The organism is Stenotrophomonas sp. FW305-C-20-S1 (assembly GCF_058783335.1).
This window is the reverse complement of sequence record NZ_JBYTEK010000008.1, coordinates 38,085-58,171: the sequence shown is the minus strand read 5'-3', so window position 1 is coordinate 58,171 and position 20,087 is coordinate 38,085. Positions and strand designations below refer to the sequence as shown.

General features: G+C 66.3%; 15 protein-coding genes. 9 read left to right on the top strand and 6 right to left on the bottom strand.

Translation table 11 applies throughout. The features are described from left to right. Window positions 1–4: 4 nt before the first annotated feature. The 4 genes from AC3WTC_RS06250 to AC3WTC_RS06235 are packed head-to-tail and all read right to left on the bottom strand — an operon-like array spanning window position 5 to window position 3,824. On the bottom strand, window positions 5–2,062 hold the full coding sequence (locus AC3WTC_RS06250) for a phospholipase D family protein (protein WP_025875988.1): 2,058 nt from the start codon (window positions 2,060–2,062) through the stop codon (window positions 5–7). Beyond that, window positions 2,059–2,676: a YceI family protein gene (locus AC3WTC_RS06245; RefSeq protein ID WP_025875990.1), complete on the bottom strand. Its 618-nt coding sequence runs from the start codon at window positions 2,674–2,676 to the stop codon at window positions 2,059–2,061. The genes AC3WTC_RS06250 and AC3WTC_RS06245 overlap by 4 nt, the downstream gene beginning before the upstream one ends. Before the next feature lie 4 nt (window positions 2,677–2,680). Then, entirely contained in the window at window positions 2,681–3,157 is a 477-nt protein-coding gene (locus AC3WTC_RS06240) for a SixA phosphatase family protein (RefSeq protein WP_032977995.1), read from the bottom strand. Between the two features lie 37 nt (window positions 3,158–3,194). After that, window positions 3,195–3,824 (bottom strand): nucleotide-binding protein, encoded by a 630-nt coding sequence (locus tag AC3WTC_RS06235; RefSeq protein WP_492711054.1) that lies wholly within the window; start codon window positions 3,822–3,824, stop codon window positions 3,195–3,197. A gap of 123 nt (window positions 3,825–3,947) precedes the next feature. Here AC3WTC_RS06235 and AC3WTC_RS06230 point away from each other — a divergent pair, with 123 nt between their 5' ends. Continuing rightward, window positions 3,948–5,432 (top strand): AAA family ATPase, encoded by a 1,485-nt coding sequence (locus AC3WTC_RS06230; RefSeq protein WP_492711052.1) that lies wholly within the window; start codon window positions 3,948–3,950, stop codon window positions 5,430–5,432. 569 nt (window positions 5,433–6,001) lie between these two features. On the opposite strand, the gene AC3WTC_RS06225 is transcribed toward AC3WTC_RS06230, so the two are convergent. Beyond that, window positions 6,002–6,637, bottom strand: a complete 636-nt coding sequence (locus AC3WTC_RS06225) for a tetratricopeptide repeat protein (RefSeq protein ID WP_033832697.1) — start codon at window positions 6,635–6,637, stop codon at window positions 6,002–6,004. A gap of 171 nt (window positions 6,638–6,808) precedes the next feature. On the opposite strand from AC3WTC_RS06225, the gene AC3WTC_RS06220 reads away from it, so the two are divergent. The 3 genes from AC3WTC_RS06220 (at window position 6,809) to AC3WTC_RS06210 (ending at window position 12,340) form a co-directional block, all read left to right on the top strand. Further along, complete coding sequence (locus tag AC3WTC_RS06220) at window positions 6,809–10,495, top strand: indolepyruvate ferredoxin oxidoreductase family protein (protein WP_025876000.1); 3,687 nt, start codon at window positions 6,809–6,811, stop codon at window positions 10,493–10,495. Window positions 10,496–10,660: 165 nt separating this feature from the next. Beyond that, window positions 10,661–11,020, top strand: coding sequence for a helix-turn-helix transcriptional regulator (locus AC3WTC_RS06215; protein WP_223483158.1), 360 nt, complete (start codon window positions 10,661–10,663; stop codon window positions 11,018–11,020). 33 nt (window positions 11,021–11,053) lie between these two features. Further along, window positions 11,054–12,340: a type II toxin-antitoxin system HipA family toxin gene (locus AC3WTC_RS06210; protein ID WP_025876004.1), complete on the top strand. Its 1,287-nt coding sequence runs from the start codon at window positions 11,054–11,056 to the stop codon at window positions 12,338–12,340. Here the strand turns inward: AC3WTC_RS06210 and AC3WTC_RS06205 are convergent, their stop codons facing one another. Next, the gene (locus AC3WTC_RS06205; RefSeq protein ID WP_059063132.1) at window positions 12,341–12,955 is read right to left on the bottom strand and encodes a DUF938 domain-containing protein; all 615 of its coding nucleotides are present in this window, start codon (window positions 12,953–12,955) and stop codon (window positions 12,341–12,343) included. Window positions 12,956–13,730: 775 nt separating this feature from the next. Here AC3WTC_RS06205 and AC3WTC_RS06200 point away from each other — a divergent pair. From AC3WTC_RS06200 to AC3WTC_RS06180, 5 genes are read left to right on the top strand one after another with little or no spacing between them, the layout of a single operon-like run. Continuing rightward, window positions 13,731–15,362 (top strand): TldD/PmbA family protein, encoded by a 1,632-nt coding sequence (locus AC3WTC_RS06200; RefSeq protein ID WP_492711048.1) that lies wholly within the window; start codon window positions 13,731–13,733, stop codon window positions 15,360–15,362. Between the two features lie 27 nt (window positions 15,363–15,389). Beyond that, the gene (locus AC3WTC_RS06195; protein ID WP_105163219.1) at window positions 15,390–17,024 is read left to right on the top strand and encodes a TldD/PmbA family protein; all 1,635 of its coding nucleotides are present in this window, start codon (window positions 15,390–15,392) and stop codon (window positions 17,022–17,024) included. A 21-nt stretch (window positions 17,025–17,045) separates the two neighbouring features. After that, the gene (locus tag AC3WTC_RS06190) at window positions 17,046–18,380 is read left to right on the top strand and encodes a TldD/PmbA family protein (RefSeq protein ID WP_099786305.1); all 1,335 of its coding nucleotides are present in this window, start codon (window positions 17,046–17,048) and stop codon (window positions 18,378–18,380) included. Next, complete coding sequence (locus AC3WTC_RS06185) at window positions 18,380–19,087, top strand: DUF4159 domain-containing protein (RefSeq protein WP_025876014.1); 708 nt, start codon at window positions 18,380–18,382, stop codon at window positions 19,085–19,087. The genes AC3WTC_RS06190 and AC3WTC_RS06185 overlap by 1 nt, the downstream gene beginning before the upstream one ends. 13 nt (window positions 19,088–19,100) lie before the next feature. After that, a complete protein-coding gene (locus AC3WTC_RS06180) occupies window positions 19,101–20,084 on the top strand; it encodes an AAA family ATPase (protein WP_025876016.1) in 984 nt (327 codons plus the stop codon). Window positions 20,085–20,087 lie beyond the last annotated feature (3 nt).

The following is a 20,087-nucleotide window of genomic DNA, read 5'->3' as shown; positions in this document are numbered from 1 at the left end:
ACCTTCAGAGGATGGGAACGAGGCCGGCGCCGAATGCGGTCAGCATGCGCACCAGCAGCCACTTCGGCCCGACATTGACCTCGGGGAAGTCGCCCACCGCGACATAGCAGCGGTGGAAATCGGCGCTCTGCCGCGGCAGTGGCTGCGGGCAGTCCGGGCCGGGCTTGAACTCGTAGTCGGTGGCGTAGCGCCACGGCCAGAAGTCGAGGATCGGCAGCGCCTCGGAGGCCTTGCCGACGCTGTAGTTCAGGCCGGACAGGACCGGCGGCTTGGCACGCGGCGCCACCGTCCAGGAGTTCTGCGGGTGGGTATCGCGCAGGATGCTCTGGGCCAGCTGCTCGGCGAAGGCCGGATCGTCGATGATCACCGCGCCTTCGGTGTTGTAGTTCTCGCTGCGCGGATCGAAGTTGTGGGTGCCGACCACGCCGATGCGGCGGTCGACCACCAGCGACTTCGCATGCAAGCCCATGCGCGCGCCCTTGCGGGTGACCGGCAGCGGCTTGTTGACCGCCTTGCTGCCCAGGAACGAGGGGCGCGTTTCGGTACGCAGCAGGCGGGTCTCGACTTCGCTGCCGGCAGCACGCCGGCGCGCACGGGCATTCTCATACGCACTGCCGGTACGCGGATGGATCACCCGTGCCGGCCGGTCGTCCACATCCGCAGCGGCCACCGCATCACCACCACTACCGCCACCGGCATTGCTGCCCGCCGCGCTGCCACCGAGCAGCGGATTGCGGCCGGTATCGCTGCCCGGCGCTGCGATCGGGTCGGGCAGCAGGTTGCGGTAATCGACCGGGGCATCCAGCGGGAACGGCTTGAATTCGAAGATGTTGAAGCCCAGCTCGCGCATGTTGCGCCGCTTGTACTTGTAGGACAGCGCATACACGATCGGGTTGTCGGTGGCGGCCAGGCTGTTGCTGGATACCACCACGCGCGGCGGCTGCGGGCGCTTGCGCAGCTCGCGGAACAGTTTCTGTGCCGGCTTTGACAGCACCAGGTAGGGCGTCTGCAGGATCACTTCGTGCTGCGCACTGGAGATCAGTGCGTCCAGCTGCGGCTCGGTGACATGCTGCCCGGCCAGTGGGGCGTCGGCGCGCTCACGCCGATGCTTGCGCGGCAGATCGGCCACATAGCGCACCGAGGCGACCGGCAGGGCGGTATCCACGAACGAACGGGTGACGAAGGCGACGTCGTTGGCTTCCTCGCTGACCCGCTCCACCCGCTCGGGCCTGCGGAACTGCGCCGGCGGCAGCAGCGGCACGCCCTGCTTGAGCAGGGTACGGCCGACATCGTTCAGGCGCTCGGCCGGCACGCTGCGCTGCGCGCGCCAGAAGGCATCGAAGTTGGCCGCCATCGCGCGTGCTTCGGGGCCGGCGATCAGCACGTCACGGTCGCGGAAGTTGTATTCGCGGTCCCAGTCGTAATAGTCGTCCTGGTAGTTGCGCCCACCGACCACGCCGATCGCATCGTCAACCACCAGCAGCTTGTTGTGCATGCGCTGGTTGAAGCGGCGGAAGCAGCACAGCACGCTGCCGGCATAGTCGAAGTAGTTCAGACGGGCCTTGCCGAAGGTCGGGTTGTAGACCCGCAGCTGGAAGTTCTCGTGGGCACCGGCCAGTGCGCCGAGGATCTGCAGGTCGGAGATCGCCGAAAGCTGGTCGATCAGCAGCCGCACCTTCACCCCGCGCCGCGACGCCGCCAGCAGCTCGTCGATGACCAGGCGGGCGCTGTCGTCCTTGTCGAAGATGTAGGTCTGCAGGTCGATGCTGCGGGTGGCGCTGCGCAGCAGGTTCAGGCGCGCGACCAGCGCACCTTCGCCCTCGTCCAGCAGGGTGGCGTAGTGCCGCGGCTGGTCCGGGGTCGATTCGCTGAACGCCCGGCCGGCCAGTGCCCGCAGGGGCGAATCCAGCGCGCAGCGGTCGGCCTGCTGGCAATCGACCTGGGTCGAGCGCGCCTGCACGGCAATCGCCTCGGCGCGATCACGCTGGGCATGCGACAGCGACGCGCAGCCGCTGCCCAGCAACACGGTTGCCAGCGCCAATACACGCAGCAAAGGATTCACGGTTTCGGCGCCTCGCTGAGGCGCGCACGCAATACGAAAGTCACTCGGTCACTCAAGGCAAGCTGCCAGCTGTCCATGCCATACCGACCTCGTTGCACGGTACCGCGGCTGACGACGTCGCAATCATAGCCGGGTCGGGCACATTCCGCTTTCTCGACCTTGAGCGTCTCCGGATGGCTGACCCCGCGCAGGGTCAACCGGCCGTCGATACCGCCGCCCTCGGCAACCGTCTCCGGCCAGTACGGCAGCGAGTCGAACTCCACGAACGGGTAACGACCGGCGTCGAAGAACTCGGGGCCGCGCATCCAGCCGGTATAGCGGTCCTTGCCGGGAATCTCCACGGTGCGGGTGAACATCTTCAGGTGGACCTGGTGGCGGCCATCGGACAGCACCTCGATACGCCCCTCGAAACGGGGGAACACGCCCTCGATGCGCTGGCCGAAGCGGGTGCGGACTTCGAAACCGATCTGCGAGCGCACCACATCCAGCTGCAGCGTACGCGGCGGTTCGGCCACGACCGCCGGCAGCGCGGTCGGTGGCGGTGCGGCAGCCCAGGCCGGGCCGATCGCCAGAACGACTGGCAGCAGGCAGCGGCCCGGCAACGCCAACCTCATCGGCTCACGGCCACCAGAAGGCGTTCAGGCTGGCCACGCCCGGCTCGATCGTCGCCTCGCGGGCGAACCCGAGCACGGCCACGCCGCCCGGCGGCATGCCACGGTAATCACTGCTGGTGCCATCGGTCATCAGCGCCACCAGCTGCTCCAGCCCGGGGTTGTGGCCGACGATCAGCACCCGGTCCAGGTCACGGCGCTCGTCCACCAGCGCGGCCAGGGTGCCGGGGGTGGCCTCGTAGATGCGGTCTTCCAGGCGCTTTTCGACATAGCCGATGGCTGCCATCACCGCTTCCAGGGTTTCGCGGGTCCGCCGCGAAGGTGAACACAGCACGCAGTCCGGCAGCAGGTTGTTCTCCTTCAGCCACTTGCCGGCGGCTTCGGCTTCAGCGAGCCCCACCGGCGACAACGGCCGGTCGAGGTCGGCCTGGCCGGTGGTGGCCGGTTCGGCGTGGGCGTGGCGGAGCAGGATCAGTTCGCGCATTGCGGGATTCCAAGGAAGGGATGGAGACCTACGGCTGTTACAGCTTCAGCCAGGACAACAGGGGTTCCCAGTCGGCCTGGTGCTCGCGCACCTGGGCGGAGCGGTAATCGAAAAGACTGCGGCCCAGGCCGGTCATGACCACATAGCTCTGGCTGTCGCGCAGCTGGGCGACCACCGGATAGGGCCAGTCAGCCAACATCTGCAGGGCCTGCTGCGAGGTCTGGGTCCAGGGCTTGGTGCGGTTCAGCACCAGCCCGACCGGCAGCTTGCGGCTGTGCACGCGCGGTACCTGGGCCAGGCTGTTGAGGAAGCCGACGATGGCTTCGATGTCCAGTGCCGAGGGCAGCACCGGCACCATCACGGCATCGGCAGCGTCGAGGAAATGCGGGATATCGTCGGCCAGCGCGCCGGCCGGTGCATCGATCACCACGGTATCGGTACCGTCGGGCAGCTTCTGCGCCCATTGCTTCTTGCGGTACACGTCGATCGGCAGCACCGCGCTTTCCAGCCCGGCCCGGCGCTGTGCCCAGCGGGTGCTGGAGCCCTGCGGGTCGGCATCGGCGATCACCGTGGCCTTGCCTTGCAATGCCGCGTACGCGGCCAGGTGGGTGGCGATGGTGGTCTTGCCCACCCCGCCTTTGGAACCGGCCACCAGGATCGTCTTCATGCCAGCCTCGCTTCCGGGTACGTGCCCCGAGCGTACACCGCCGATGGTGACGGAAGGTAGAGCCGTGCTGAACCAGTGCCCCCGGCCTTTGCTATCGTGGCGCCCCCGAAGGATCGAACCGCCATGAGCGAACTGCAGGACCTGAGCGCACTGATCCGCGCCAACACGCCGTTGATCGTGGTCGAGACCCAGGATGAGGGTCGCATCGTCGAGCTGTTCCGGCAGACGCTGATGCATGTCTGGCGGGCCCTGCACCGCTGGTCGATCACCGAGGGCCTGCGTCGCATCGACCTGGAGCGCGAGGACGAGCCGGTCGGTCCGCCCGATGCCAGCGCCGCATTGCAGATGATCCGCCAGGCCGACCAGCGCGGCGTGTACCTGCTGCTCGATTTCCACCCCTACCTGGGCTACGCCAGCCACCAGCGTGCCCTGCGCGACCTGATCCAGCGCCGCCACAGCGAACCGCACGTGCTGGTGCTGATCGGCGCCAAGGTGGAACTGCCCGCCGAACTGGAAGCCCTGGCGGTGCGCTTCAACCCGCGCCTGCCCGACGCCAATGCGCTGTTGAAGATGCTGCGCGAGGAAGCCGATGCCTATGCACGCGAACACGGCGGGCGCCGGGTGGAAGTGGACAGCGAAGCGGTCAAGAAGATCCTGAAGAACCTGCAGGGCCTGAGTCTGGTCGATGCGCGGCGCATCGCGCGGCAGCTGATCTATGCCGATGGCGCGCTGCGCGACGACGACCTGCCACAGTTGGCGCGGCTGAAGTTCGAGCTGCTCAACCGCAGCGGCCACCTGTTCTTTGAACATGACAGCGCGCGCTTCGGCGATGTGGCCGGCGCCAACCGGCTCAAGCGCTGGATCAACCAGCGTCGCGTCGCTTTCATCGCCGGCTCGGCACCGGCCGGGCTGGACCCGCCGCGCGGCATGCTGCTGCTGGGCGTGCAGGGCTGCGGCAAGTCGATGCTGGCCAAGGCCACCGCCGCCGGCTTCGGCGTGCCGCTGCTGCGCCTGGACGTGGGCGCGCTGTACAACAAGTACCACGGCGAGACCGAAGCCAACCTGCGCCAGGCACTGGCCTCGGCCGAGCAGCTGGCGCCGTGCGTGCTGTGGATGGATGAGATCGAAAAGGGCCTGGCCACCGGCACCGAGGATGGCGGCGTGTCGCGCCGCGTGCTCGGCTACCTGCTGACCTGGATGGCCGAGCGCAAGGCGCCGGTGTTCATCGTGGCCACCGCCAACCAGGTGCACGAGGTGCCGGCCGAGCTGCTGCGCAAGGGCCGCTTCGACGAGATCTTCTTCGTCGACCTGCCCTCGGCCGATGTGCGCGTGGAACTGCTGCGGCTGCACCTGGGACGGCGCCAGCTCAATGCCGACGACTTCGCGCTGCCGGCACTGGCCGCAGCGGCCAACGGGTTTTCCGGTGCGGAAATCGAGCAGGCGATCGTGGCCGGGCTGTATTCGGCGCATGCCGAAGGCCGGCCACTGGATACCGAGCTGCTGATGGGCGAGATCCGCACGACACGGCCGTTGTCGGTGCTGATGGCCGAGCAGGTGGCGGCATTGCGGGAGTGGGCGTCGGGGCGCACGGTGGCCGCGGACGACTGAGGGTTTCCTGCGAACGGCGCAGCCCCTCGTGGCTGCTGGTTGGCCGCAAGAATCAAAAGCCGCGCTTGGTCGGGCGGGGTGGATTCGCGGGGGACGCCGTGAATCCGTCCCTGGAGGCTTGGCCGCGGCATCCATGCCGCGGACACCCCCGCGAACCCACCCCGCCCGACCTCTGACAGTTTCCGGGGGCGATCAGCCACGGAAAAGAAAAAAGAAGAGCAAAAGCAAAAGCGGTTGGCTGGCCGCTTTTTGTAGCGACGAGCCCACCCTCGGCTGCATTTCGATCAGATATCGATCATTCGACTCCGATGCAGATTCATCCACGCATGGCGTGGATCTACGTGTCGACCAAGGTCGACACCTACCAACAGCAGCGGGGATCTGTCAGAGGTGGGGTGGCGTGGGCAGGCAGGACCGTTGGCGCCATGGATGGCGCCATCGAGCCCCCAGGGATGGGTTTACGGCGTGTCCCGCCTGTCCACACCACCCCGCCATCCCTCAGCAAACCCGCTTTTGCTGTGGCTCTGGCCTCTGCGGGTGCCGGGCGCAACCCGGCCGAATCCCCAACCTCAGGGCCAGGCTGGAGGTGCGGCCGCCCAGGCCTGCTGTACTTCGGCCAACGTCGCGCGTTCGTCGTCGCGCCATTGCGGCAACAGCTGCGCGTAATGGCTGCTGTCGCGCCATTGCCCCGGCTCGGTCCGTACGGCGGCGGCATACCACTTCACTGCCTCCTGCTGCTGGCCGGCGCGCCACAGCGCCAACGCATAGCTCGGCGGTACCCAGCCCGGATTGCTGCGCAGGGTGCTGGCAGCTGCCTGCCACTGTTCCAGCGCGGCCAGCGCCTGGCCCTGCCGCAACAGGTCCCAGCCATAGTTCCAGCGTACGCTGCGGCCCAGCGCGCTCTGCACCGGCGCCTCGGCCAATGCCTCGCGATAGAGCTTGTCGCCCAGTTCCGCGCGCCCCTGCGCGATGGCCACCGACGCCAGCTGCGCCGTGGCTTCCAACCCCTTGCGGCCACGCTCGCGATGCTTCAGCAGCTGTGCCACCAGGTCTTCGCCTTCACCCTGCACCACCGTGATCGGCGCGGCAGCGGCGTCGCTGTCGAAATAGAACTCCTGCGGTGCCGGCAATGCCGGCGCGGCCCACACAGTGGCCGCTCCCGAAACCAGCAACACGCCGGCCAGGAACTGTCCTGCAACTGACATCCCAATTCCCCCAAGGTTGAAACACCAACCCTCCCTCTCTCTCCCCGATCCTAACCCCAGCACGGCCCCGGCGCGAGTGCCGGGGGCCCTGGCCCCCCACTGTTACAATTCGCGCCTTTCCCGCCGCGTGCACCTGCGCGGCCGGTGCCAGCCGATCCTGACAGGCCAGCCATGACCAGTACCGCGCAACTCACCTCGCCCGCTTCCGCCGACCTGCTCGACCGTGATTACACGCTCGACCACAAGTACACCCGCAACGAAGGGCGGATCTACCTGAGTGGCGTGCAGGCGCTGGTGCGGCTGCCGCTGATGCAGCGCCTGCGCGACGAAGCTGCGGGCATCGACAGCGCCGGTTTCATCAGTGGCTATCGCGGCAGCCCGCTGGGCGGCTTCGACCTGGAACTGTGGCGCGCGCGCAAGCACCTGGAAACGGCCAAGGTGAAGTTCACCCCGGGCCTCAACGAGGACCTGGGCGCCACCATGGTGTGGGGTACCCAGCAGACCAACCTGTTCCCCGGTGCCAACGTGCAGGGCGTGTTCGGCATGTGGTACGGCAAGGGCCCGGGCGTGGACCGCTGCGGCGACGTGTTCAAGCACGCCAATGCCGCCGGCACGTCGCGCCATGGCGGTGTGCTGGCACTGGCTGCCGATGACCATGCCTGCCGCAGCTCGACGCTGCCGCATGGCAGCGAGGACGAATTCGTCAGCGCGATGATGCCGGTGCTGAACCCGGCCGGCGTGCAGGACATCCTCGACATGGGCCTGCTCGGCTGGGCGATGAGCCGTTACACCGGGCGTTGGGTCGGCTTCAAGACGATCGCCGAGACGGTGGAATCGTCGGCCTCGGTCGAGGTTGATCCGCTGGCCCGGCGCATCGTGCTGCCGGAGGACTTCGACATGCCCGCCGGCGGCCTCAACATCCGCTGGCCCGATCCGCCGCTGGACCAGGAGATGCGCCTGCACCGCTATGCGGTGAAAGCCGCGCAGGCCTTCGCGCGTGCCAACGGCATCGACAAGGTGGTGATGGACGCGCCGCGTGCGCGGCTGGGCATCGTCACCACCGGCAAGAGCTACCTGGACGTGCTGCAGGCCCTGGAATACCTGGGCCTGGACGAGCAGGCCTGCGCCGACATCGGCATCCGCGTGTACAAGGTCGGCATGACCTGGCCGCTGGAACCGGAAGGCATCGCGCGCTTTGCGCAGGGCCTGGAAGACATCATCGTGGTGGAGGAGAAGCGTGCCTTCATCGAGCGCCAGATGAAGGAGCAGTTCTTCAACTGGCCGGCCAGCTGGGGCCAGCGCCCGTCCATCGTCGGCAAGTACGACGAGGCCGGCGAGTGGATCCTGCCGTCCACCGGCGAACTGACCCCGGCCACCATCGCCGGCGTGATCGGTCGCCGCATCCAGAAGTTCTTCAACAACGAATCCATCGAGCAGCGCCTGCAGTGGATGCAGGAGAAGGAAGCCGAGCTTGCGTTGCCGCGCGCCAGCTTCCCGCGCGTGCCGCACTACTGCTCCGGCTGCCCGCACAACACCTCCACCACCGTGCCGGACGGCTCGCGTGCGCTGGCCGGCATCGGTTGCCATTACATGGTGACCTGGATGGACCGCAGCACCGACACCTTCACCCACATGGGTGGCGAAGGCGTGACGTGGGCCGGGCAAGCAGCGTTCACCGACACCCAGCACGTGTTCCAGAACCTGGGCGACGGCACCTATTTCCATAGCGGTTCGCTGGCCATCCGCCAGGCGATCGCCGCCGGCGTCAACATCACCTACAAGATCCTCTACAACGACGCGGTGGCGATGACCGGCGGGCAGCCGGTGGACGGCCCGTTGAGCGTGCCGGACATCGCAAAGCAGATGCGGGCCGAGGGCATCCACACCATCATGGTGTTGTCGGACAACATCGCCAAGTGGACGCGCCAGCGCGAGCATTTCCCCAGCGACGTGGAGTTCCACGACCGCAGCGAGCTGGATGCGGTGCAGAAGCGCCTGCGCGAAGTGAAGGGGGTTTCGATCCTGATCTACGAACAGACCTGCGCCACCGAGAAGCGCCGCCGCCGCAAGCGCGGCAAGCTGGAAGACCCGGCCAAGCGGGTGATGATCAATTCGCTGGTCTGCGAAGGCTGCGGCGACTGCGGCAAGAAGAGTTTCTGCGTGTCGGTGCTGCCGAAGGAGACCGAGTTCGGTCGCAAGCGCGACATCGACCAGTCCAATTGCAACAAGGACTATTCCTGCGTCAACGGCTTCTGCCCGAGCTTCGTCACCGTGCACGGTGGGCAACCGCGCAAGGGCAGCAAGCGCGATGCCTCCACGCTGCTGGACAACCTGCCGGCACCGGTGGTGCGCGGCACCCTGGAGCAACCCTGGAACATCCTGATCACCGGCGTTGGCGGTACCGGCGTGGTGACCATCGGCGCCCTGCTGGGCATGGCCGGTCACCTTGAAGGCAAGGGCGCCTCGGTGCTCGACCAGACCGGCCTGGCGCAGAAGGGTGGCGCGGTGACCACGCACATCCGCATCGCCCGCCGCCCGGACGATATCCATGCGGTGCGCATCGCCGCTGGTGAAGCCGATCTGGTGCTGGGCTGCGACATGGTGGTGGTCAACGACTACTGGGCGCTGTCGAAGGTACGCGCCGGCCGTTCGCAGGTGGTGCTCAATACCTACGAAGCGATGCCGGGCACCTTCACCACCCGCCCGGACATGCAGTTCCCCGCCGCCGACATCATCGCCGGCGTGCGCGTGGCCCTGGGTGGCGAGGAGCCGCTGCTGCTGGACGCAACCCAGCTGGCCACCGCGCTGCTCGGCGATGCGATCGCCGCCAATCTGTTCATCCTCGGCTACGCCTGGCAGCAGGGCCTGGTGCCGCTGTCGTTCGAGTCGCTGATGCGCGCCATTGAACTCAACGGCGCGGCCGTGGCGATGAACCAGCAGGCCTTCGCCTGGGGCCGCCTGGCCGCGGTCGATCCGCAGGCCGTGCAGCAAGCCGCCGGCCTGGTGCGCAACCGCCACACCGACACCGAGAACACGCCCGGGCCGCTGCATGCGCTGCCGCCGGGCGAATGGGAAGGCAACGAATGGGGCGCTACCGCCGCACCGCGCAACACCGGTGACGAGCGCGAGCTGCGTGGACTGCCGACGCACGGTGGTGATGTCGCCTTCCTGCCGCTGGACGACGCGCGCCTGTCGCGCTCGCTGGACGAGATGATCGAGCGCCGCTCGGCCTTCCTGACCGACTACCAGGATGCCGCCTACGCCAACCGCTACCGCAGCCTGGTCGAGCGCGTACGCGCGGCCGAAGCCGAGCGCATCGGCGGCTCCACCGCGTTGACCGAAACCGTGGCCCGCTACCTGTTCAAGCTGATGGCGTACAAGGACGAGTACGAAGTGGCGCGTCTGTACACCAGCGGCGATTTCCAGCGGCGCCTGCAGCAGCAGTTCGAAGGCGATTACCAGCTGCGTTTCCATCTGGCACCGCCGCTGTTCGCCAGGAAGGACGAACAGGGCCGGCTGCAGAAGAAGGAATACGGCCCGTGGATGTTCAAGGCGTTCGGCCTGCTGGCGAAGCTGAAGTTCCTGCGCGGTGGTCGCCTGGATGTGTTCGGCCGCACCGAAGAGCGTCGCATGGAGCGCCAGCTGATCACCGATTACGAGGCGACTGTGCAGCAGCTGATCGACGGACTGGATGACGACCGCCTGGCACTGGCGGTGGAGATTGCCAGCGTGCCCGAGCACATCCGCGGCTTCGGCCACGTCAAGGAAGCGCACTTCGAGAAGGCCAAGGCCCGCGAAGCAGTGCTGCTGGCGCAGTGGCGCAACCCGAAGGCGCTGCATATCGTGCAGGTGGCTTGAAGGGAGTGCCGGCCGCTGGCCGGCCTCTGCCTGCCCCACGCATACCGTCGCTTCATGACAACGAACGCTGACATTTTGTAAATAGTCGCCGTTCGATTACATTCGACGAAATGTCATCGAACGGCGACTATTGCCTGGATGTCGTCGAGCGCATACATTCGCGGAATGGACGTCCTCCGAACTTCCCGAGACCTGGGCGTGGTCATCCGCCAACGTCGCAAGACACTCCGCTGGGATCAGGCGCAGTTGGCCGAACGCGTGGGAGTGAGCCGGCAGTGGGTCATCGAAATGGAGAAGGGCAAACCCCGGGCCGAACTGCAACTTGTACTGCGGACACTGAATGTACTCGGCTTGGTACTGACCGTCGGTAACGTCGAGGGCGAGTCATCCGTTGCTGATTCGTCGGAAATGCCTCTAGTGCTGCCCGATATCGACACTATCGTGGATGGCAACCGGCTGTACCCGGATGAACGTCGCAAGGCAGGTGTGCCGATCGATGGTCGTAACCGCAGCAAGGATCTCTGAGAACCTCTTCTCCCTGGAAACCGCGCTTCCGGCATGGACCTCAACGTACTCCTTTCCAACAGAGTGGCTGGATACCTTGGGCAGGATGCACATGGGCATCCAACGTTCCGTTACGCGGACAGTTGGCGCCAGACGCCGGGGGCCTATCCCTTGTCTCTCGCACTTCCGTTGGCGCAGGACAGTGCGCCCAGCGCAACGCTATCGGCGGTGCTGTGGGGACTGCTTCCGGACAACGAGGTACTGCTGCAACGATGGGCCTCGCGATTCCATGTATCAGCCCGCAATCCGGTCGCATTGCTCTCCCACGTGGGTGAGGACTGCGCGGGAGCCGTCCAGTTTGTGAGAAGTGAACGGCTCGCGGCCGTCCTTTCGGGCGAGAGCGACAGGCAGGAGCCACTGTCCACGCATGAAATCGCCCAACGCCTGCAGCGTGTACGTGTGGACCAAGCCGCAGCACGGCGACTCGATGATGTCGGACAGTTCAGCCTGGCCGGGGCGCAAGCCAAGATCGCCCTGTTACAGCGCGACGACGGGGGCTGGGAGATTCCCGCCGGTCGTATTCCAACGACCCATATCCTCAAGCCACCCAGCGGCGACTACGACGGATTCATCGAGAATGAGGTGTTCTGCCTACGTCTGGCCAGACACGTTGGCATGTCCGCCGCGTTTGCTGAAATGATCTGCGTGGAAGACGCACAGGCAATCTCCGTAAGGCGATACGACCGCATACGTACGGCGGCTGGATGGCAGCGTGTACACCAGGAAGACTTCTGCCAGGCTCTGGGCGTGATGCCCCAAATCAAGTATCAGAATCAGGGTGGACCCGGTCCTGCCGATCTTGCACGAGCGCTATGGGATCACTCCAGTCAACCGCGCTCGGATGTCGAGGCACTGCTGCAGGCACTGCAATTCAACTACCTCATCGGCGGCACGGATGCGCACGCGAAGAATTATTCGCTGCTGATAGGCGCCCAGGGAAGGGCCCGCCTTGCCCCTCTGTACGATATCTCCAGTGCCCTGCCCTACACCGAACTTGAGCACCGCAAGATCAAGATGGCGATGAAGATTGGCAGCCACTACCGCTGGTGGGACGTCCGCTTGATGGATTGGCGGTCTACCGCTGAGGCAATGAGACTTGATGCAGACAAGGCACTGTCTGGATTGTTCGACATGGCCAGCCAACTTCCCACGCTCGCGCGACAGTTACATGCGGAACTCCACGCGGAGGGGATTTGTCACCCGGTACTGAACCGCTTGCTCGATGCCATCGATATGAGCTGTCAGCGCTGCCTGCGGCAGTTTGAACAACCCGACGCCTGATCACCCCAACCGCCACAGCAGCAGACGGTTGTTGGACGGCATCGCCACATCCCCCAGGCGGGTAAAGCCGTTGTCGGCGGCCAGTGCCTGCACCGCTTCGCTATCGCGGATGCCGCTGCGCGGATCACGCGCCTTCAGCCACGCATCGAACTGCGCATTGCTGTCGCTGGTGTAGCGACCGCCGTAGTTGAACGGGCCGTACACCGCCAGCAACGCGCCGTGGCGCAGCAGGGGTGGCAGTGCGGCAAACAACGCCTGCACGTGCTCCCAGCTCATGATGTGCAGGGTATTGGCACTGAATGCAGCGTCGAACGTGCTGCCTTCCGGCAAGCTCAGGCCGGGCGCTGGCGGCAGTTCCACCTGCAGCGCCACCGGTGGCAGCAGGTTCAGCAGCGCCGCCTCCGCGCGCCAGGACTCGATGCCGGGCAGATGATCCGGATGGTCGCTGGGCTGCCAGCGCAGCCATGGCCAGCGCTCGGTGAAGAAAGCAGCATGCTGGCCGGTGCCGCTACCGATCTCCAGCACCCGGTGGCGATCTCCCATCCACGGGTCGAGCGCAGCGGCGATCGGTTCGCGGTTGCGTTCGCAGGCTTCTGAATACGGCTTGCTCGACATCGAGACGGCGTCCAGGCGGGGTCGGCTTCATTGTGCACGAGGGGGGTATTGCTCGGCAGGGCTGCGCCCTGCACCTGCAGAGGCCGCGGCAACTGCCCGAGCAACAGCAGAAGCTGGCTCCTGCGGGATGGCGGGGGGGGTCCGGTGGCGGGGGACGCCGTAAACCCCCAGACCGGCCCAGCCGCTGGCGGCTGTACGTTCGGGCGCTTGCGAAGCAGTGCTTCGCAAGCAAAGCGCCCTCACCCTTGGGGGCTTGGCCGCGGCATCCATGCCGCGGACACCCCCGCCACCGGACCCATCCCGCCTTCGACAGTTCTCCGCGATCTGCTGGAACGGCTCTTGGGGTCAGATCCGTTTTCCTGCGGAAAACGGATCTGACCCCAGATTTATTTCGATACCTGACAGATGTGTCGACCAAGGTCGACACCTACCAACAGCCACGGAGATCTGTCAGAGGTGGGGTGGTGTGGGGTGGCAGGACCGTTGGCGCCATGGATGGCGCCATCGAGCCCCCATGGACGGGTTTACGGCGTGTCCTGCCACCCCACACCGCCCCACCATCCCACGGAGAGCCCGCTTTTGACGTTGACGTTGCTGCTGAGGTTGCCGGCCAGCGGCCGGCACTACCGCAGGTGCAGGGCTGCAAGCCCTGCCGAAACCCTCCCCGACCATGACTGCAGTCACTTGCCCGAATGTCCGCCGCTGGCGAAAGTCGAGGAGTTGACGTGATCGGATCGGTCTTTTGCCGGCCGCACGGAAGTGAGAGAGAGACGCTGTGCAACGACGTGAGTTCCTGGCATTTTCCGCTCTGGGCCTGGCGGGCCTGGCCCTGCCGCATTCGCGGCTGATCGCCGCCGAGCAGTTGCTGGCCCCGGTCGACCCGGCCAAGCGCCGGCGCCTGGCCGAGGTCGCCCTCGCTGCCGCGCGTTCGGCCAAGGCCAGCTACTGCGACGTGCGCATCGGGCGCTACCTCAACCAGTCGGTGATCACCCGCGAGCACCAGGTCGGCAACGTGACCAACCGCGAATCGTCCGGTGTGGGCGTGCGGGTGATCGTCAACGGTGCGTGGGGTTTCGCCGCCACCCACCAGCAGACCGAAGCGGCGGTGCGCACCGCCGTCGAACAGGCCACCGCCATCGCCCGCGCCAATGCCAGCATCCAGTCCCGCCCGGTGCAGCTGGCGCCCACCCCGGCCGTCGGCGAGGTGCGTTGGCAGACACCCATCCGCCGCAATGCGATGGAAGTGCCGATCCAGGACAAGGTCGAGCTGCTGCTGGCGCTCAATGCGGCCGCACTGAATGCGGGTGCCGACTACATCAATTCCACCCTGTTCCTGGTCAACGAGCAGAAGTACTTCGCTTCCAGCGACGGCTCGTTCATCGACCAGGACATCCACCGTATCTGGCTGCCGTTCACCGCCACCGCCATCGACAAGGCCAGCGGCAAGTTCCGCACCCGCGCCGGCCTGTCCTCGCCGATGGGCATGGGCTACGAGTTCCTTGATGGCGATGCACGCGGCAAGGTGCAGCTGCCCGGTGGCATCACTGCGTACCGTGATTCCTATGACCCGGTCGAGGACGCCATCGCCGCCGCCCGCCAGGCGCGCGAGAAGCTGAAGGCGCCCTCGGTGAAGCCCGGCAAGTACGACCTGGTGCTGGATCCGTCCAACCTGTTCCTCACCATCCACGAGAACGTCGGCCACCCGCTGGAACTGGACCGCGTGCTCGGCTACGAGGCCAACTACGCCGGCACCAGCTTCGCCACGCTGGACAAGCGCGATGCTGGTTTCCGCTGGGGCAGCGACATCGTCACCTTCTTCGCCGACAAGACCCAGCCGGGCAGCCTCGGCGCGGTCGGCTACGACGACGAAGGGGTGAAGACCCAGCGCTGGGACCTGGTGCGCGACGGCATCCTGGTCGACTACCAGGCGACGCGCGATGAGGCGCACATCCTCGGCCGCGACGCCTCGCATGGCTGCAGCTATGCCGACTCGTGGTCCAGCGTGCAGTTCCAGCGCATGGCCAATGTCTCGCTGGCGCCGGGCAGGACGCCGCTCAGCGTGGAGGACATGATCAAGGACGTGGAGAACGGCATCTACATCCATGGCCGTGGCTCCTATTCCATCGACCAGCAGCGCTACAACGCGCAGTTTGGCGGCCAGCTGTACTACCAGATCAGGAACGGAAAGATCACCGGCATGGTCGAGGATGCGGCCTACCAGATCCGCACGCCGGAGTTCTGGAACGCCTGCACCGCCATCTGCGATGAACGCGACTTCCGCCTTGGCGGTTCGTTCTTCGACGGCAAGGGCCAGCCCGGCCAGGTGTCGGCGGTCTCGCACGGTTCGTCCACCACCCGTTTCAACGACATCAACATCATCAATACCGCGCGCAGTCTCGGCGCTTGAGCCACCCGTCCTTCATGGAGAGCAGCCTTGCACAGACGTGACTTCCTGGCCCTGACCGGGCTTACCGCTGGCGGCCTGATCGTGCCGTCGTTCTTCGGCAAGGCGATCGCCGCCGAGCAACTGCAGTCCAGCCTCGACCCTGCGCTGAAGAAGCGCCTGGCCGACGCCGCCCTGCAGGCTGCGCGCAGCGCCGGCGCCACCTACTGCGACGTGCGCATCGGCCGCTACCTGCGGCAGTTCGTGATCACCCGCGAGGACAAGGTGCAGAACGTGGTCAACACCGAGTCCACCGGTGTGGGCATCCGCGTGATCGTCAACGGCGCCTGGGGCTTTGCCGCCACCAATGCGCTCAGCACCGCCGACGTGGCCCGTGCCGCGCAGCAGGCCGCGGCGATCGCCAAGGCCAACGCGGGCGTGCAGACCGCGCCGGTGCAGCTGGCCAAGGCGCCGGGCGTCGGCGAGGTCAGCTGGAAGACGCCGATCCGCAAGAATGCGATGGAGGTGCCGATCAAGGAGAAGGTCGACCTGCTGCTGGACGTCAACGCTGCGGCGATGGGCGCCGGTGCCAGCTTCGTCAACTCGATGCTGTTCCTGGTGAACGAGCAGAAGTACTTCGCCTCCACCGACGGTTCCTACATCGACCAGGACGTGCACCGCATCTGGGCACCGATGACGATCACCGCCATCGACAAGGCCAGCGGCAAGTTCCGCACCCGCGAAGGCCTGTCCGCACCGATGGGCCTGGGCTACGAGTACCTCGATGGCGCGGCTGCCGGCAAGGTGCTCACGCCCAATGGCGTGGTCAACTACGGCTCGTCCTACGACATGAAGGAAGATGCCATCGCGGCGGCCAAGCAGGCGCAGGAGAAGCTGAAGGCGCCGTCGGTGAAGCCCGGCAAGTACGACCTGATCCTGGATCCGTCGCACACCTGGCTGACCATCCACGAGTCGATCGGCCACCCGCTGGAACTGGACCGCGTGCTCGGCTACGAAGCCAACTACGCCGGCACCAGCTTCGCCACCCTGGACAAGCGCGAGCAGCATTTCCAGTACGGCAGCGACAAGGTCAACATCTTCGCCGACAAGACCCAACCGGGCAGCCTCGGCGCCGTGGCGTACGACGATGAAGGCGTGAAGTGCAAGCGCTGGGACCTGATCAGCAACGGCAAGCTGGTCGACTACCAGACCATCCGCGACCAGGCCCACATCCTCGGCAAGACCGAATCCGATGGCTGCTGCTATGCCGACTCGTGGTCCAGCGTGCAGTTCCAGCGCATGGCCAACGTGTCGATGGCGCCGGGCAAGTCGCCGCTGAGCGTGTCGGACATGATCAAGGACGTGGAGAACGGCATCTACATCATCGGGGATGGTTCGTTCTCGATCGACCAGCAGCGCTACAACGCGCAGTTCGGCGGCCAGCTGTTCTACGAGATCAAGAACGGAAAGATCACCCGCATGCTCGAAGACGTGGCCTACCAGATCCGCACGCCGGAATTCTGGAATGCCTGCAGCGCCGTGGCCGATGAACGCGACTACCGCCTGGGCGGTTCGTTCTTCGATGGCAAGGGCCAGCCCGGCCAGGTCTCGGCGGTCTCGCACGGTTCGTCCACCGCGCGCTTCAACGGCATCAACGTCATCAACACCGCACGCAGCCTCGGCTGACCGGTCAGGAGCCCTTACACCATGAGTATCTTCACCGAAGCCCAGGCCAAGGCCATCCTCGACAAGGTCATCGCCCTGTCCAAGGCCGATGAGTGCACGGCCGTACTGGCCGGTTCCATCAACGGCAACATCCGTTTCGCGCTGAACAACGTGTCCACCAGCGGCATCGTCGACAACACCGAACTGGCCGTCACCGTGGCCTTCGGCAAGCGCGTGGGTACCGCCTCGATCAACGAGTTCGACGACGCGGCGCTGCAGCGCGTGGTGCGTCGCGCCGAAGACCTGGCCCGCCTGGCCCCGGAAAACCCGGAGTTCATGCCGGCCATCGGCAAGCAGACCTACCGCCCCAGCCCGACCTTCAGCGAATCCACCGCCGCCATCGATCCGGCCTTCCGCGCCAAGGTCGCCGCCGATTCGATCGCGCCGTGCCGTGGCAACGGGCTGATCGCTGCCGGCTTCCTCGAAGACGGCCAGGGTTTCTACGCCACCGCCAACAGCAATGGCAACTTCGGCTACCAGCGCACCACCAACTTCGACTACACCTGCACCGTGCGCACCGAAGACGGCCGTGGTTCGGGCTGGGTGGGTCGCAACCTGAAGGACGCTGCCGACTTCAAGGCCGACCAGGACATCCGCATCGCCATGCGCAAGGCGACCGAGTCGCAGGAAGCCAAGGCACTGGAACCCGGCAAGTACACGGTGATCCTGGAGCCAGCAGCAGCCGCCGGCCTGATCAGCTTCATGATGAACTTCTTCAGCGCACGCTCGGCCGATGAAGGGCGCAGCTTCCTGTCGAAGAAGGGCGGTGGCAACAAGCTGGGCGAGCAGGTCTACGATCCGCGCGTGAACATGCATGCCGACCCGTGGCACCCGGACGCGCCGGTGCTGCCGTGGGACAACGAGGGCATGCCGCGTGAGCGCATCGCCATCATCGAGAACGGCAAGGTCGCCAACCTCGACTACTCGCGCTTCTGGGCACAGAAGCAGGGCAAGACCGCCAAGGCCACGCCCGGCAACCTGCTGATGAGCGGTGGCGAGAAGAGCACCGCCGAGCTGGTGCGCGGCACCCAGAAGGGCATCCTGGTCACCCGTACCTGGTACATCCGCATGGTCGATCCGCAGACCGTGCTGCTGACCGGCCTGACCCGCGATGGCACCTTCTACATCGAGAACGGGCAGATCAAGTACCCGGTGAAGAACTTCCGCTTCAACGAATCGCCGGTGATCATGCTCAACAACATCGAAGAGCTGGGCAAGCCGGTGCGCGTGGCCGGTGACGAGTCCAACTTCGTGATGATGATTCCGCCGATGAAGCTGCGCGATTTCACCTTTACCTCGTTGTCCGACGCGGTCTGATGGATCGGCGGGCCTGCCTGCGCTGGTTGGCCGCTGCCGCTTCGGCGGCGGCGCTGCCAGCATGGGCGCAGGCAGGCCCGCGCAGTTCGCGCTACGACTTCTGGTTCACCCGCCTGCAGTACGACTCCGGCGACTGGGACGTGGACGCGCGCATGCCGTCCAACCTGATCACCTCGCTGATCGACTACACCTCCCTGCGGGTGGACCCGCAGGAACGCGTGGTGGCGTTGGCCGACCCACGCATGCTGGAAGCGCCGTTCTGCTACCTGGCCGGGCACACCCTGGTCGAGTTCAACGCCGCCGAACGGCAGAACTTCGTGCGCTACGTGCGCAATGGCGGCTTTGTTTTCGTCGACGACTGCAACCACGATATCGACGGCCTGTTCGCCACCTCGTTCGAAGCGCAGATGGGCCGGCTGTTCGGGCCGAAGGCGCTGCAGAAACTACCCAACAGCCACGCGCTGTACCGCAGCTTCTTCCGCTTCCCCGACGGCCCGCCCGCGACCAGCTTCGAGCTCAACGGCTGGGGCGATGACCTGGTGCACGACTACCTGAAAGGCATCGAGGTCGATGGCCGGCTGGGTCTGCTCTACAGCAACAAGGATTACGGCTGCGAGTGGGACTACGACTGGCGCAACAAGCGTTTCCTGGCCGAAGACAACACCCGCTTCGGCGTCAACATCGTGATGTACGCATTGAACAATTGAACGGACCACGCCCATGACCTCCCCCGACCTCGATTCCCTGCTGCCGCGCCTGCATGCGCTGCGCAGCGCCCTGGCCCACGCCGTGGTCGGCCAGCACACCGTGGTCGAGCAGCTGCTAATCGGCCTGCTGGCCGGTGGCCACTGCCTGCTGGAAGGCGCGCCGGGGCTGGGCAAGACCCTGCTGGTGCGCTCGCTGGGGCAGGCACTGGAACTGCAGTTCCGGCGCGTGCAGTTCACCCCGGACCTGATGCCCAGCGACATCCTGGGCACCGAACTGCTGGAAGAAGACCACGGCACCGGTCATCGCCATTTCCGCTTCCAGCAGGGCCCGATCTTCACCAACCTGCTGCTGGCCGACGAGCTCAACCGCACCCCGCCCAAGACCCAGGCGGCGCTGCTGGAAGCGATGCAGGAGCGTACGGTCAGCTACGCCGGCACGACCTACACGTTGCCGGCGCCGTTCTTCGTGCTGGCCACGCAGAATCCGATCGAACAGGCCGGTACCTACCCCTTGCCCGAAGCACAGCTGGACCGCTTCCTGCTGCATGTGCTGGTCGATTACCCCAGCGAGGAAGAAGAGCGGCAGATCCTTGAACAGACCACCGGCGGTGCCACGGAAAGCGTGCCGAAGGTGATGGATGCCGAAGCGGTGATCGCGCTGCAGGCGGCGGTGCGCCAGGTGCATGTCAGCCCCGACGTGCTGGCCTGGATCACCCGCCTGGTCCGCGCCAGCCGCCCCGGCGATGGCGCACCGGCGGCGATCAACCAGTGGGTGAAATGGGGCGCGGGTCCGCGTGCCGGGCAGTCGCTGGTACTGGCCGCCAAGGCGCGCGCCCTGCTGCAGGGACGCTTCGCCGCCACCCGCGAGGATGTGCAGGCGCTGGCGGCACCGGTGATGCGCCATCGCCTGCTGCTGTCCTTTGCCGCCGAAGCCGAGCAGAAGCGGGCCGACGATGTGGTCGCCGCACTGCTGCAGGCCGTTCCCTTCCCGGGTTGATCC